Consider the following 13,903-nt stretch of genomic DNA (forward strand, 5'->3'; position numbering starts at 1 on the left):
TGGTCAGAACCGAATCCGCCTGGGCGGATTCGGTGCGCGGTGCTATGTCAACACTTTTGGCCCCTGAGATCTATCCCCCATGGCAGCGATTGATGAAGAAGCAGCCGATTCTCCAGGATCAAGCCGGATTGCCAATCAACTGCGTGAAGAGATTCTCTCGGGTCGGATTGAAGTCGGCTCGAGATTGACCGAGGCCGAACTCTCGAAGCGGTTTGGCGTGGGGCGGGGCCTGGTCCGCGAGGCGGTTCAGACGCTCTCGTTGCAAGGTCTCCTGGTGAGCCGACCGAATCGGGGGGCAATCGTGGCCCCCGAAGCGCCTCGGGAGATCCGCAATCTCATCGTCCCGATCCGGCGCACACTCGAAGTCTATGCGTTGCAATTGACTTTCGACGAGCTGCACGAGGAAGACTTTATTCTCTGGGAAGAAATCCTCCAACGCATGCAGGACGCCTGCGAACATCGCGATTACCACGCGATCGCCGAGGCGGACATTGCCTTCCATCGTGTGCTCGTGAAGCGGGCAGGCCAGCCCGACCTGATCCTCATCTGGGAAACCCTGGTCGGCCGCATCCGGTTCCATTTCCGACGGACCCAACGTCGGTACGAAAACGCGATGGAGATCTACGAGGAACACCGGGCCATCCTGGAATCGTTCCGCGGTCAAGATCTTGCAAGCGCGACTCGGTTGCTCAAAGAAAAGATTGCCTGATTCGCAGTCGGCAGAACGCGGCTACCACCTGGACCGCACACATGAATCCAATTATGCAAATAATTTCACATCAAATAAATTCAACAAACAAATCAATTCCTAACTGTAGTCAGAACTCTTTGGAGCGGAAATCGAAAGCAGATCTCTCGTCCCGTCCGAGTCCATCTCTCCAGAGCAGAAGGGTCTGGCTGTTTGACCTTCATCACACGTCAGTCTTCAACCCCGGTAAGGAGAGTCCTCTCATGCGCCGTCGCGGCTTTACCTTGATCGAATTGCTGGTCGTCATCGCCATCATCGCCGTTTTGATCGCGCTGCTCCTCCCCGCCGTTCAGGCGGCCCGCGAGGCAGCGCGGCGGTCTCAGTGCGTCAACAATCTGAAGCAGATTGGCCTGGCTATGCACAACTACCACGACACGCTTGGTAGTTTCCCTTCAGGCTCGATGGTGAACACCGGCTGGAGCGGCCCTTGGTGGGCATGGTCCGTGTTCATCCTGCCTCAAATGGAGCAAACCAACCTCTACAACGCGATCAACTTCTCGCTCGGCAATGGAGGGAACATGAGCGTCGAGCACAGGACCGTTTACAGGTCACTGATTGCGACATATCTCTGTCCTTCGGATGACTCGAACCGGCTGTTTGACGATCGTAAGTGGACGAATATCAATGATCTGGGCACCTCGTATTCGGCCGCCCCGCTGAACTACATCGTAAGTTGGGGTGATCAAAAGACGGGAAACCCGATTTTCGACATCTATTCCACGGAAGGGGCGGGCCGGGGCTGGGGCTGTAATAACACGTTCACCGGCATGTTCGGTGATTGCAGTTCGGGCGCGGTGACGACAATTGCGAGTTGTACTGACGGAACCAGCAATACCTTCCTGGCCGGCGAGAATTCGCCCAACTATAACGGGCAACTCCTCTGGGTCAACGGCCACGGAGCCTACGGTGGGACGATCATCCCGCTGAACTGGAAGACGAACCTCAAAGATGGTGAAACAGACCCGACCGATGGGACGGTGTGCAGCACAGCCTACATCACCGCAATCGAGGCGACCCACTGTTTCCGCAATCAGGTCTACAATTTCGCCTTCAAGAGCAAGCATCCGGGGGGGGCCAACTTCTGCTTCGCCGACGGTTCCATTCGATATATCAAGCAAACCATCAATCCGAGAACCTACGCTGCGCTCAGCACTCGGGCCAAGTCCGAGGTGATCTCGGCCGACTCCTACTAACCCTCATCTCTGGGACGACGGCCAAGCAGGATCCGCCATGCCGAGCCCAAAACGGATCGACATGGCGGCTCACTCCAACGAGATCCATCGCCGGGAGACAACCATGCACGCTCGAGCATTCATTATCTGTACTTACGCCGCAATCTTGACTGCGATCGCCGGTTGCGGTTCGGGCAATGGACTTCATCTCGCCAAGGTCCGTGGCAAAGTGACGTACAAGGGCCAACCGATCACCTACGGCACGATCATGTTCGAGCCCGACAGTGCACGTGGCACGAACGGTCCGTCGGCCGTCGGCTCGATTACGGGCGACGGCTCATTCGTCATGTCAACCGAGGAATCGGGCGATGGTGCCGTCGTCGGCTTGCACCGCGTGGCGGTGGTCGGGCTTGAAGCGATGCCGGACGCCCCGCAAAAAGCGTTACCCGATCCCGTGACCTCGCCCAGGGAGTTCATGATCGCCAAAACCCAGGCGGGGACCCGCCTCAATTTCACGAAGAAGGCCGAAGCCCCCACCTTTACCGACAAGAACGGAAAGGTGTTTCGAATCACGATCCCGGAAAACCTTGGCAATCCCAGTACGTCCAACATCAAGGCAAGTGTGGGCCGCGGCTCGAACACCGTGAACATCGCGATCAATGAAAACGGGACGGCGGAAATCTCTCACTGAGTGGAGTGGCCGTCCCGCCCAAGGTCAATCCCCATGGTGGGCCGTGCCCACCCTCCAAGTTCGGATCGATCCTTACTGACTTGGAGGGTGGGCACGGCCCACCAACTTCGACCCCGTTGCAAACTGAAGCAGAGGTGCCCCGCTCAACTTCACTCGGGCCCAGACGTCCCGTACATGAGCCGTGCGCAGCCCGCCGCGCCAATGTAGCCGGCGTCACCGCCAAGGGCGGCGTACTCGATCACGGTACGGGCAGCCGGGATCGGGAACGCGAGTGATTGGATATCACCGCGAATGTCGTTCAGGAGCGTCGTGCCCGCCGCGATCATCCCTCCACCGAAGAGGATCATGTCGGGGTCGATCGTGTTCATCAGGTTTACAGCGCCGACGGCGAGATACCGGGCCGTCTCGCGCATCAGGCGACGAGCAAGGGCATCCCCAGACTCAGCGGCCTCGGCGATCGCGCGACTCGTCAACAGGCCCTTGCCCCGAACCTCGTGCAAGCGGGATGAGATTCCTTCGTCCAGGGCCTCGTTGGCACGCTTGACGAGTGCGGTGGCCGAGGCATAGGCCTCAAGGTGACCGTAGGCGCCACAAGAGCACTGGCGGGCGTTTTCCATCTGGATGATCATGTGCCCACACTCCGCCCCGTTGCTGTGGCGACCGACGATGATCCGTCCGTGATCGATGATGCCACAGCCAATCCCAGTGCCGAGCGTAAAGAGGCCGAGGCTCTTGGCATCGCGGCCGGCGCCTGCCCAGAATTCACCGTAGGCGGCGGCGTTCGCATCGTTCTGGAGGACGGTCGGCTTGTCGAGCAGGTCGGCCAGCCGCTGGCGGATCGGCAGGTTGTCCCAACCTGGTAGGTTGGGGGGCTCGAGCAACATCCCCGCTTCGATGTCCATGGTCCCCGGTGAGCCAAGCCCGACCGCGACGATCTCTTTCCAGTCGAGTCCACTGGCCTTGACGGCCCGACGAGCCGCCTCGGCCAACGTCTCCAAGCCGACGTCGGGTCCCAAGGTCGCTTGCGTCTTCAAACTGACCGAGGAGCAGGACTGGCCGGCGTCGTCGACAACACCGCTCTTGATATTCGTGCCCCCGAGATCGATTCCAAGGTAGTACGGAGGGCGGCGGACGGCGCTCATGAGAAGTCTCGACGAGTCTCGGATTCAAGTTGAGGGAAAACCTATCTTCCACTTCCTGACTTAGCTTATCAGGAAAAACCTATAGCGGTCGACAGGGTCGCCCCGCTAGCCCGCTTGAATCAGGGCCGGGAAGGTCGATTCTTCCGAATCGCCAAGGCCAAATCCGATATGTCCCCGCTCGGCGAGCGCCAGAGCCATCTCCACACCATTACGAAGGTGGGAACGGACCGTGGTGGTTCCGATCCGTCCCGACCCACGAACCGGACCTCACGATCGCGAACCAAAGTAGAATCCCACGATGGCGGCGAGGAGATGCTCAGGTCCGTACCGCCCGAAGCCAAGCAGGACGTGATTCAGAGTCCCGTGGACCGAGGGGGGGAGGAAGGGCAAAAGCTGGTCCCAGATCAAGACCGCCAGGCCGATCGCGGCAACCAGTGAGAAGGTGGCCCGTACGTCCTCGATGGCTCGCGGTATCCGCCCCCCATGGCTCCAGAGCGTCATGATTCTCTGCATGACGACGCCCAGGAGGAAGCCCGCGGCCAGGATGAGGGTGACGACCCCTGGGTTCTTTCCCACCTGGGTCAGACGCCCTTGTTGATGCAAGAGCGCACCAACCACCAGAAAGCCGGCGATCAGGATGAGCCGCACCGCGCCCCGGGGCAGGTAGAGAGGCGGCGGTCCCCCTTCCGGATCGATGCCTTGACGGCCTCGAACCGCGAAGTAGTGCCCCAAGATGATGAAGAGCAAGTCCCTGAGCGAGTCCGGCACCTCGCGATCAGGCCGGAGTGCCAGGTGGGCCCAGAGGGTGCCGAAGATCAGGATCGCCATCAGTGCACGGACGCTTCCCCCCGGCCAGCCATAGGCGTGGAGCCTGCGCCAATCCACTGGAGTCGAGTTCGCGAGATCGGGTTGCGACATGATCGAGTCCTCAATCAGATGGACGAGCGAAATGGCCTGAACCAGGCCTCAATCGGCGCGACATTCGCGCAACGTTGAGTCGCCTGCAAAGTGCCTGGGGGCGCCTGCCCACCACGCTCGTCGTCAAAATCCGTTGTTGAGGACCTCAAACTGGGAATTCCTGACGGACAGATCTTCGTTTCATTGATCCCGTTATTGGATTTTCTCATCATATTTCACTTCTACAGCTCGAAAGTGACCGTCCTGTTCGCTCCATTCCGTCGCGTTATAATGGAAAAGAACGGATGGCGAGTTCGCTATTCTTCACCAAGCCATGAGCGAACGGTGCGAACTCCGCACGCGATCCTGCCGGATTCCCGAGAAACAAAAAAAGGGACGACCATGCCAAAGCCGCAGGGCACCCAAACGGATTGGGACCAGAGAATCCCAAGGCGAGCGTGGATGCTCGGCTCGCTCTTCGGCACGGTCGGACTGGTCGCGCCGGGTTGGTGCTCGACGCCGCTGGAATCGACGGCGGCCGACCTGGCGCCGATCTTCGCGAGAGCCAAGAAGGCCAAGCTCGGCGAGTTCCGGTTCAACGAGTCCAAGGAGAAGCACTACGTGGGGATCGGCGACGCCCCCGCCGACTTTCGCGCGGAGGCGGTCTCGATCTGCGAGTCGCTGGCCAAGGTCTATCGCGATTACTTCGAGATGAAGAACTTCAAGGTCGGTATCCCCGAATCGCGCCTCATCGTGATCATCTTGAAGGATAAGGATTCGTACAAAGCCTTTGTGGGCGATATGGCAGGAGCGGACGCGGGGGCTGAGGTTGGGGGGCACTACGACATCGAGGCGAACCAGTTCGTGGTCTTTGACTCCCAGCACAATGACAACCGGCGAGCCGCGTCCTCACGGGTGAACACGTTCACCCTGGTTCACGAAGCGATCCACCAGTTGACTTATAATACGGGGCTGCTCGAACGCCAAGGCGATGTCCCGGTCGCTATCAGCGAGGGACTCGCAACGTTCGGGGAACTCTGGCAGCACACCAATCGACGCTCGACGCTGGGGGTGAAAAACTCAGCGCGGCTGGCCGCCTTCTCACAGCCTGACGGCCGTGACGCCTGGATCCCCTTGGAAGAGATCCTCACCAAGGACGACCTTTTTGAAGACCCAGACACCGCACAGGTCGCCTATGCGGAGAGCTGGGTCCTCGTCCACTACTTCATGAAAACAACACCGTCGAAGCTCACGAAGTTTCGCGACTACCTCGACGCGATCCGCAAGCGACGCGATCCGTCACACCGGCTCGAAGACGCCCGCGCCCATCTGGGCGATCTCGCTCGGCTGGACAAGGAACTGAAGAAGTACAGGCATAAGCAGATCCAACCTTGACACGAGTCCCGAGGTCAAGGGCCGGCGTGGGGTCAGCCGAGGACCGGGTTGAGACCCATGTTCTTCCTCATCTCGGCGCGTTGTTTTTCGTAGTTCATGAGCATCTTGCGGTCGCGAAAGTGCTGCCGTTCTTTCCTCGCCTGGGCGCTGAGTACAAGCCGGCGCATCGAGCCGCTGGTCAATTCGCCTCGGTCCTTGTAGCGTCGGCGAATCCGGGCGGCCGGTTTTTCGCCGTAGGCATCGATGATCTCGTCTTCGAGCGAGACGAAGAACTGGCAGTGCCCGGGATCGCCCTGGCGAGCGCAACGACCGGCGAGCTGGCGATCGATCCGCCGCGACTCGTGCCGCTCAGTCCCGATCACATGGAGCCCGCCGCTCTTGGAAATCTCTTCGGTCAGCTTGATGTCGGTTCCTCGGCCGGCCATGTTGGTGGCCACCGTCACGCGACCCGGCTGCCCGGCCTGAGACACGATCTGAGCTTCAATCTCGTGGTTCTTGGCGTTCAAGATTTGATGTTCGATCTTGGCGGCATTCAAGAGCGCACTGAGTTTCTCCGACTTCTCGATTGAGCGGGTACCGATCAGCACAGGCACTTGCAGCTTGTGCCACTCGACGATCTGATCGGCCACTGCCTGGAACTTTTCCGACTCGTTGGAAAAGATCCGGTCGTCGACCCAGACCCGGCGACAGCGGCGGTTGGTGGGAACCTTGAACACCTTGACCTTATAGATCCGGCGCAGCTCCGCCGCATCGCTCGACGCCGTCCCGGTCATCCCGGCGAGCTTCTTGTACTTCAAGAAGAAGTCTTGCACGGTCACCCGCGCGGCGGTGATCGTCTCGAGAGTCACTTCGAGCTTTTCTTTGGCCTGGATCGCCTGGTGAAGACCGTCCTGCCACTGGCGGCCGGGCATCATACGGCCGGTGAACTCATCGACGATGACGATCTCGTCGCTGGAGACCACGTAATCGCGGTCCCTCAGGTAGGCGATCTGAGCGCGAAGGGCCCGCTCGACATACTCGTAGAGTCCATCCACCGTCAGGGTGACGAACGACGAGTGGCCGGCGACGGCCTGCACCTTGCGGCGTCCGGATGCGTTCAGTTCGGCCTTGCGCTCGGCCGGGTCGTACTTGAAGTCCTTGGTTCGGATGAGCGTCGCGGCGAGCTCGTCGGCCCCGAAGTAAGCGGCGGCTTCCTCCTGAGTCGGCTGGTTGTTCGCTCCGATAATCAACGGGGTTCGGGCTTCGTCAATCAGAATGCTATCGGCTTCGTCCACGACCGCGAAGTGGTGGGTGCGCTGGACGGGGGTCTCTGATTCGGCGTGAGTGCCCGTGCCGAGAAAAGCTTGCTCGAACGACTTGCGATGGGTGTCCCCAAGTTGGAGCCGCTTGAGCTCATCGCGGAGGAAGTCGAAGCCGAACTCCTTGCTCGTCCCATAGGTGATGTCAGCGGCGTAGGCCGAGCGACGGACCGGATCGGGTTGACCGGTCTGGATACAGCCGACGCTCATCCCGAGCAAGTTGTAGATCGGCGTCATCCACTCGGCGTCACGGGACGCGAGGTAGTCGTTCACCGTGATGACGTGAACGCCCTTACCTTGTAAGGCATTCAAGTAGGTTGGAAGCGTGGCGACGAGAGTCTTGCCTTCTCCGGTCTCCATCTCGGCGATACAGCGGTTATGGATCGCCGCGCCGCCGACCATTTGCACGTCGTAGTGCCGCTGTTTGACGGTCCGCTTGGCCGCCTCGCGGACCAGGGCGAAGGCCTCGACGAGCATGCCGTTGAGCGAGTCTCCCTGACGTGCCTTGAGCTTGAGCTGTCGGCTCCGCTCGGCAATCTGGGCATCGCTCTCCTTTTCCAGCATCGGCTCCATCGCGTTGATTTGCGCCGCGTAGACAGCGTAACGGCTGAGCCGCCCTTGATGGGTCGGTCCCGCGATCGTCCGCATCTGGTTCAACCACTTCGGGCCCAGTCGACTCGCCATGACCCGTGCTCCTCCTCGGCTGACCTTCAAGATGTTCTTACCGAACGATCGGGCCAGTTCTGCCCGGCTCTCATCATGCGATTTGAGCGCTTGCCCCGCCGCGCGCAAGCTTCCCGATCAACGGGACAGCGATCCCGCCTATTCTCCCGGGACGAAACCATCCGGCTCTCATTTTTTGCTGGGGCGCATCGCGGTGAATTTGACTTGATCTCCTTTGAACTCGAAGTAGTAGTTCATCCGAGGGTCGTTCACAGACTGATCGTATTGCTTGATCCAGTTGGTGAGCACCTTCCACTTCTCGGAGAAGGGGAGTTCACCGGGCCGTTCTTCGTTGGGGGGCATCCCCCAGAAGACCAGCAAATGGTCACCCGATTGTACCCAGAGTTTCGACTCCGATTCCGCGACGACGGCTTGAAAGATGTTCGGACTTCGCTTGATGAGGTCATCTCGCTGTACCGACCTGAGGAAGTTGGCCAGCTTGGCTCCCGCCAGCACGCATTCGTCAACAACGGGTAATTTGTTCGGCCCGCTCTCCGTCTTCCACGTTTCGCCGACATTCCGTAGGAACGGGGGGAGTGAGGGAGATCCACCCCGTCGTTCGAGAAACAAAGTGGCCGCGGCATTCAGGTTGACATCATCCTGGTTGAGGATGACGGCCTCCTGGTCGATCAATTCCTTTCGGGAATGTTCCACCGACACCAAGGCCACGGGCTCGCGGTAGTCCAGGTGCACGACCACGCGGTTGGGGTTCTGGCGCATAACAACCGCCTTGCGGACCCAGCCATCGCGTTGGAAGGCAAGTTTGAGCTTTTCCGTGTCGAGATCGAGCAGTGAGAACTGCTCCGGATCGCCGCTCTCCTTCCGGACTCGCTCCAAGAAATGCTTGGATCCCCCTTTGTACCAGCCGGGTGGAGGGGGATCGAGCACGATCTCGCTGAACGCGACCTGGTACTCCGCCTGCTTGTGGACGAAGGTCCGCAGCGACCGGAGCCCGTGGAGCCCGGCCAGGGAGAGGACATATAAGAACCCCGCCCCTGCGAGGATCGCCAGCACAATCCGAGGCCGCGAGAGCCGGCGCACACTCGGCGGTGTGACGAAGCGCGCGAAGCGACGACCCCGAATGGGGTCGTTCTCCGACTCATGAGACGGGTCGTCGGCCGTCGCGATCCGAGGAGGTTCGCGGTGTTCCATCACCTGACCTCCTGCGGCGCGTTCGTCCAGAACTGGGGCCACGTCTGGGAACCAGACACGAGGGATTCCACGAACCGTTTACCAGACCTGAAGTTGAAGCTCGAGCTCGTAGCCAAACTGCTGCCAGACCCGCTGTCGGATCTGGTCGATCAGGTGGAGAACGTCGTCGGCCTTCGCCCCCGGCTGGGCCACAATGAAATTGGCGTGCCGGTCGGAAACCTCCGCCCCCCCCACGCGCGTCCCTTTCAGGCCGGCCTGATCGATCAGGGTGCCGGCCGGAACGTCCGGAGTCGGGTTCTTGAACATACAGCCCGACGACTGGTGGCCGTACGGCTGGTTCTCCTTCTTGACGATCCAGATCCGCCGCATCCGTCGGACGACCGCCTCGGGGTCGGAGCCTTCAAGCTCGAACTCGGCCGAGAGAATCACGGGCTCATCGAGGTTCGAGGCGCGATCGGCGAAGCTCAGGTCATCGCGATCGCGGACCTGGATCTCGTCGGAGGCGTCGATCACCGTGGCCTTGCGGACAAGCTGGCCGATCGCGACCTGACGATCGCCCGCGTTCCCCCGGAGCGCTCCGCCGACGGTGCCGGGGATCCCGGTAAGAAACTCCAAGCCCGCCAGGCCGGCGCGGGCGGTCTGCGAGATCAGGGCCGTCAGAGGAACGGCCGCCCCCGCCTCGACGATGTTGTCGCGGACGGTCACGTCCGAGAAAGCCGGGCTCTCCAGGTGGATCACCATGGCCTGCACCCCCTCATCGCGGACCAGGACGTTCGATCCGCCGCTCAGGATCTTGACCGGGACCTGCTCCTGGTGGCAGCGGCGGAGCAGGCCGACCAGCTCGTCGAGCGTCCTTGGCCGCGCCAGGAACGCCGCCGGACCGCCCAGCCGAAACCAGATATGGGGAGCCAGCGGCTCATCGGCCTTGATGATCGCGCGAAAGTCGTCGAATGAATGCATCGGCTATCGTTCCCACATCGCCAGCCCCGAGCGTCACCAGCACGTCACCGGGTTCCAGATTCCCGTCCAGCTCTCGGATCACATCGTCGAGACCGGCCGCCTCACAAGCGTTCACGCCGGACCCGACCAGGGCCTCCACGAGCGAATTCGCCCTCCGCCCCCCAACCTGACCACTTCCCTCAGTCACCAAAACATGGTCCGCCCCAGCGAACGCAGCCGGATAGCCGGCTTCCGCCCCAGCGGTCCCCGTCTCCTCGCCGGTACAGATCACGGCCCAGATCGGACGAGGTCCAAAAACCTGGCGAGCGATCGTCAGCGTCTCAGAGACCGAGTCGGGGTCACAGCCCGCGTCATCTACCAGCGTAACACCTCGATAGCTTCCCCGTGACTCGAAATCACGAGAAAGCCCCGCGAACTCTTCCAACCCTTGTTTAATCTCCTGAATCGGCACGGAAAGCCGGTCGCAGGCGGCGACCGCCGCCAGGGCACCCAACACGTTTCGACGCCCGGGGACGCGCAAACGAACTTCAACCGCGAATTGCCCCTTGTGAAACGCACGGAACCGATAACGGCCCCGTTCCTCGCGCAGGTCGGCTCCCCACCAGTCACTCGGTCGATCGAGCGAAATCCGTTCCACCATCGGCACCAGGTCGCGCACCACCTCCGCAACCATCTGATTGTCTTCGAGGGCGAGGACATAGCCGTCCGCCGGAACCGAGTCCGCGAACTGGCGAATCGCCGCCTTTCGCTCTTCCGCAAGCCAAGGCCGGTCGTCTCCCACATCCAAGAGCAGGGCCAGACTCGGCGAGGCGGGACCGATCTCCCCCGCTCCTTCGATCGCTTCGGCCACAAAATGGGGGCCCGAGCCGACGCGGCCCCAACCACCCAGCTGAGGCACCTCCGACCCCAGTACAATCGTCGGGTCGAGCCCGGCCTGAGTCAGGATCCAACCGATCATCGCCGAGGCGGTCGACGCGGTCCGACGGCCGACCACCGCCAGGCTGATCGATTCTTGCATCATCTGGCCGAGCCACTGCCCGACCGACGCTTGATCGATGCCGCGCCGGGTGGCGGCGAGCCGCGACGGATGATCGCGCCCGACCTCCGGGTGATAGACGAGGAACTGAGCCCCCCGCGACGAGTGGCCGGCATGGATCCGGGCACCAAGTCGCCTGAGCCGCTCAACAGCGAGGCGGCTCGACGGCTCAGACCCAGTCACCAGCATGCCTCGCTGCACGAGCATTTGGGCCAGGCCTGACATCCCGCGTCCCGCAATCCCCACCAGATGCGCATGCGCAGGCGCGACTTCCGCGCGGGCTTCCCCACGTCGCAACCGATCCATCGGCGAGCGCCCCCGGTCTATCCTGAGAGTCAACGAGCAGGCAACGGCCAACACGGGCCGTCACTCTTCCGCCCTCCAAACCCTACTATCGGTTCGACAGGCAGAACGCTCGCAATCTTTCCCGACGACCGGAACCACCCGTTCACCGGAATTATGTTAGCCAGCGCTCCAGGAGGCGTCAAGGAAACGAACCAACCCCCGCGTCCCTCGCATCTTGTTCTTCCGCAAGGGCCCCGATTATTCTGATAATGGATGGATTCACTTTTTTCTCGCCTCGCGGTCGGACCTCCTCGTTTAGCCTGAACAAGAGTTCCAGCAATTTCCGGTTCCCATCCTCTTGTGTGTCGGCTTCACAACCATTTATTAAACAAGAATGAGACGACGATGAGCGACCTTTTGCCCCCCGAAGCCGACCCAGATGGGCCACTCCAGTTCGACCAAGCTGAATATAAAACCGAGATTCCCGGCCGATTAACCTGTGCGGTTTGTAACAACGAGATTGAAAATCTCTATTACGAATTCAATGGAATGACCGTCTGCGATTCCTGCCAAGTCATAATCAATGGCCACTGGGCCGGAGGGTCGGGCCTGCTCCGATTCGCGAAAGCATCCCTCTTGGGGACGATCGCGGCGTTCGCTGGATTCGCAATCTACTTCGGAATCCAAAAAACGATGGGAATGCAGATCGGCCTGATCGCCATTCTCGTCGGCTACATGGTTGGCACAGCGGTTCGGTCCGGTTCGGGACAACGTGGTGGCTGGATCTATCAGGGCTTGGCGATCCTATTGACCTACGCAGCCATCTCCGCGAGTTACGCGGCGACCTATCTTCCTGTAATTCTCGCCGAGCGGGTTGAAGGAAAAAACGCAAACCACGGCGAACTGACTGACAAACCGGAGGCTGAACGGAACAAGGAGCAAAAGCCCGTCGACGCCGAGAAGGAACTTCCCCCTCCGGAGCGTCAGCCCTTGAAGGCCGCGGACCTCTCCAACCCCATTCTTTTATTGTCGCTAATTATCATATCACTATCCCTCCCTATTGTTGTCGGCCTCTCCTCTCCAATCGGCCTGTTAATCGTCGGCTTCGCGCTCTGGGAGGCCTGGAAACTCAATCGGCACGTGCCCTTGGTCTTCAACGGTCCCTTCTCCTTTGGTGGAGAGAGCGCCCCACCACCGACGGAAGTGCCCAGTCATGCTTGATTCGACCCCTTTGTCCACTTCAACCCAGTGCGGATCCTGTGGGACCGAGTACGCGACGAAACTGCTCGCCTGTCCCCAATGCCACAGGCTCGCCCACGCCGACGCGTTGAAACAGCTCGCCGACGTCGCCGATGAGGCGAGCCGATCGGGGGATTTGACAACGGCTCTCGCCGCGTGGCGGGACGCACTCACGTTGCTGCCGCCGGCATCTCGGCAATATGAAGCGATCAAGGCTCGAATCGAAACGCTCACCCGGCAGATCGACGAGGGACAAGGAGTCAACCCTGACCCCGTTTCAAGCAAACCGGCCGAGACTCCGTCGGCCGATTGGTCAGGCAAGGCCGGAGTGGCAGGTCTCGGGACGCTGGCACTGCTGGCCCTGAAGTTCAAGTTCGTGCTGATCATGGCCCTGACCAAGGGGAAGCTTCTTCTCTTAGGGCTGACCAAGGCGAGTACGCTCTTCTCGATGCTTCTGTCGCTGGGGGTATATTGGACCGCCTTCGGCTGGAAATTCGCCCTCGGTCTGGTGCTCTCGATCTACGTTCACGAAATGGGGCACGTGGCCGCACTCAGGCGTTTCGGCATCAGGGCCGGGGCCCCGATGTTCATCCCCGGTCTCGGCGCCTTTGTCCGCCTCAAACAGACGTTGCCCGATGCCCGGGCCGACGCCCGCGTAGGACTGGCCGGCCCGATTTGGGGGCTGTTCGGCGCCATCGCGACCTACGCCGCGGCGCTGGCGACCGACTCGCTCATGCTGGCGGCGATCGCCAAGTTGGCGGCCTGGATCAATCTGTTTAACTTAATACCGATCTGGCAACTCGACGGCGGCCGTGGTTTTCGATCGATGTCCCGCTCCGAGCGCTGGTTCTCGGCTCTGGCGATCGCGGTCATGTGGGCAGTAACCCAGGAGGTCCTCCTCGTTCTCCTCCTGATCGGGGCCACTCTCAACGCAGTGACTCATCCGCCCTCGAAAGAGTCCGATCGACGGGCCACGTTCGAATACGTCATCCTGGTGATTGCGTTCTCCCTCCTCACGATGATTCCTGTGAACATCTGAGGCCGACGCAAAGTGCAGGGCTCGGTCCCTTTTCAAGAGTAACGAGGGGGAGGCCTCGTCACCTTGGGAATCGAGTGGGCTTGGATTATGATGAAATAGGGCCGCTCACCCTGCTTCCCGACCTCC

The 13,903-nt window shown here is 61.0% G+C and carries 12 protein-coding genes; 6 read left to right on the plus strand and 6 right to left on the minus strand.

Annotated features, from left to right (window positions below; translation table 11 throughout):
• Positions 1-79: 79 nt before the first annotated feature.
• The 3 genes from SINAC_RS30105 (at position 80) to SINAC_RS30115 (ending at position 2,611) form a co-directional block, all read left to right on the plus strand.
• Complete coding sequence (locus SINAC_RS30105) at positions 80-709, plus strand: GntR family transcriptional regulator (protein WP_015249330.1); 630 nt, start codon at positions 80-82, stop codon at positions 707-709.
• 242 nt (positions 710-951) lie between these two features.
• Positions 952-1,941: a DUF1559 domain-containing protein gene (locus SINAC_RS30110; RefSeq protein WP_015249331.1), complete on the plus strand. Its 990-nt coding sequence runs from the start codon at positions 952-954 to the stop codon at positions 1,939-1,941.
• Positions 1,942-1,978: 37 nt separating this feature from the next.
• A complete protein-coding gene (locus SINAC_RS30115) occupies positions 1,979-2,611 on the plus strand; it encodes a hypothetical protein (RefSeq protein ID WP_015249332.1) in 633 nt (210 codons plus the stop codon).
• 149 nt (positions 2,612-2,760) lie between these two features.
• Here SINAC_RS30115 and SINAC_RS30120 read toward each other — a convergent pair whose 3' ends face one another.
• Complete coding sequence (locus SINAC_RS30120) at positions 2,761-3,753, minus strand: ROK family protein (protein WP_015249333.1); 993 nt, start codon at positions 3,751-3,753, stop codon at positions 2,761-2,763.
• A gap of 267 nt (positions 3,754-4,020) precedes the next feature.
• The gene (locus SINAC_RS30125; protein ID WP_015249334.1) at positions 4,021-4,671 is read right to left on the minus strand and encodes a hypothetical protein; all 651 of its coding nucleotides are present in this window, start codon (positions 4,669-4,671) and stop codon (positions 4,021-4,023) included.
• Positions 4,672-5,052: 381 nt separating this feature from the next.
• Between SINAC_RS30125 and SINAC_RS30130 the strand changes: the two genes are divergently transcribed.
• Complete coding sequence (locus SINAC_RS30130; RefSeq protein WP_015249335.1) at positions 5,053-6,045, plus strand: DUF1570 domain-containing protein; 993 nt, start codon at positions 5,053-5,055, stop codon at positions 6,043-6,045.
• A gap of 32 nt (positions 6,046-6,077) precedes the next feature.
• Here the strand turns inward: SINAC_RS30130 and SINAC_RS30135 are convergent, their stop codons facing one another.
• From SINAC_RS30135 to SINAC_RS30150, 4 genes are all read right to left on the minus strand, one after another.
• Positions 6,078-8,027, minus strand: coding sequence for a preprotein translocase subunit SecA (locus tag SINAC_RS30135; RefSeq protein ID WP_015249336.1), 1,950 nt, complete (start codon positions 8,025-8,027; stop codon positions 6,078-6,080).
• A gap of 168 nt (positions 8,028-8,195) precedes the next feature.
• Positions 8,196-9,218, minus strand: coding sequence for a cell division protein FtsQ/DivIB (locus tag SINAC_RS30140; RefSeq protein WP_015249337.1), 1,023 nt, complete (start codon positions 9,216-9,218; stop codon positions 8,196-8,198).
• Positions 9,219-9,296: 78 nt separating this feature from the next.
• Entirely contained in the window at positions 9,297-10,178 is an 882-nt protein-coding gene (murB, locus tag SINAC_RS30145) for a UDP-N-acetylmuramate dehydrogenase (RefSeq protein ID WP_015249338.1), read from the minus strand.
• On the minus strand, positions 10,135-11,520 hold the full coding sequence (locus tag SINAC_RS30150) for a Mur ligase domain-containing protein (protein WP_015249339.1): 1,386 nt from the start codon (positions 11,518-11,520) through the stop codon (positions 10,135-10,137). The genes murB and SINAC_RS30150 overlap by 44 nt, the downstream gene beginning before the upstream one ends.
• Positions 11,521-12,198: 678 nt before the next feature.
• Here SINAC_RS30150 and SINAC_RS41440 point away from each other — a divergent pair.
• Together SINAC_RS41440 and SINAC_RS30160 are read left to right on the plus strand one after the other, a co-directional pair.
• A complete protein-coding gene (locus tag SINAC_RS41440) occupies positions 12,199-12,720 on the plus strand; it encodes a hypothetical protein (protein ID WP_237722798.1) in 522 nt (173 codons plus the stop codon).
• Positions 12,713-13,777: a site-2 protease family protein gene (locus tag SINAC_RS30160; protein ID WP_015249341.1), complete on the plus strand. Its 1,065-nt coding sequence runs from the start codon at positions 12,713-12,715 to the stop codon at positions 13,775-13,777. Before SINAC_RS41440 ends, SINAC_RS30160 begins: the two co-directional genes overlap by 8 nt.
• Positions 13,778-13,903 lie beyond the last annotated feature (126 nt).

Origin of the sequence: Singulisphaera acidiphila DSM 18658 (assembly GCF_000242455.2) — a bacterium.
Classification (GTDB): domain Bacteria; phylum Planctomycetota; class Planctomycetia; order Isosphaerales; family Isosphaeraceae; genus Singulisphaera; species Singulisphaera acidiphila.

What these genes read in the sequence shown, in the direction of transcription:
- SINAC_RS30105 (WP_015249330.1), top strand. Translation starts at nt 80, where the DNA reads ATGGCAGCGATTGATGAAGAAGCAGCCGATTCTCCAGGATCAAGCCGG.
- SINAC_RS30110 (WP_015249331.1), top strand. Translation starts at nt 952, where the DNA reads ATGCGCCGTCGCGGCTTTACCTTGATCGAATTGCTGGTCGTCATCGCC.
- SINAC_RS30115 (WP_015249332.1), top strand. Translation starts at nt 1,979, where the DNA reads ATGCCGAGCCCAAAACGGATCGACATGGCGGCTCACTCCAACGAGATC.
- SINAC_RS30120 (WP_015249333.1), bottom strand. Translation starts at nt 3,753, where the DNA reads ATGAGCGCCGTCCGCCGCCCTCCGTACTACCTTGGAATCGATCTCGGG.
- SINAC_RS30125 (WP_015249334.1), bottom strand. Translation starts at nt 4,671, where the DNA reads ATGTCGCAACCCGATCTCGCGAACTCGACTCCAGTGGATTGGCGCAGG.
- SINAC_RS30130 (WP_015249335.1), top strand. Translation starts at nt 5,053, where the DNA reads ATGCCAAAGCCGCAGGGCACCCAAACGGATTGGGACCAGAGAATCCCA.
- SINAC_RS30135 (WP_015249336.1), bottom strand. Translation starts at nt 8,027, where the DNA reads ATGGCGAGTCGACTGGGCCCGAAGTGGTTGAACCAGATGCGGACGATC.
- SINAC_RS30140 (WP_015249337.1), bottom strand. Translation starts at nt 9,218, where the DNA reads ATGGAACACCGCGAACCTCCTCGGATCGCGACGGCCGACGACCCGTCT.
- murB (WP_015249338.1), bottom strand. Translation starts at nt 10,178, where the DNA reads ATGCATTCATTCGACGACTTTCGCGCGATCATCAAGGCCGATGAGCCG.
- SINAC_RS30150 (WP_015249339.1), bottom strand. Translation starts at nt 11,520, where the DNA reads ATGGATCGGTTGCGACGTGGGGAAGCCCGCGCGGAAGTCGCGCCTGCG.
- SINAC_RS41440 (WP_237722798.1), top strand. Translation starts at nt 12,199, where the DNA reads ATGCAGATCGGCCTGATCGCCATTCTCGTCGGCTACATGGTTGGCACA.
- SINAC_RS30160 (WP_015249341.1), top strand. Translation starts at nt 12,713, where the DNA reads ATGCTTGATTCGACCCCTTTGTCCACTTCAACCCAGTGCGGATCCTGT.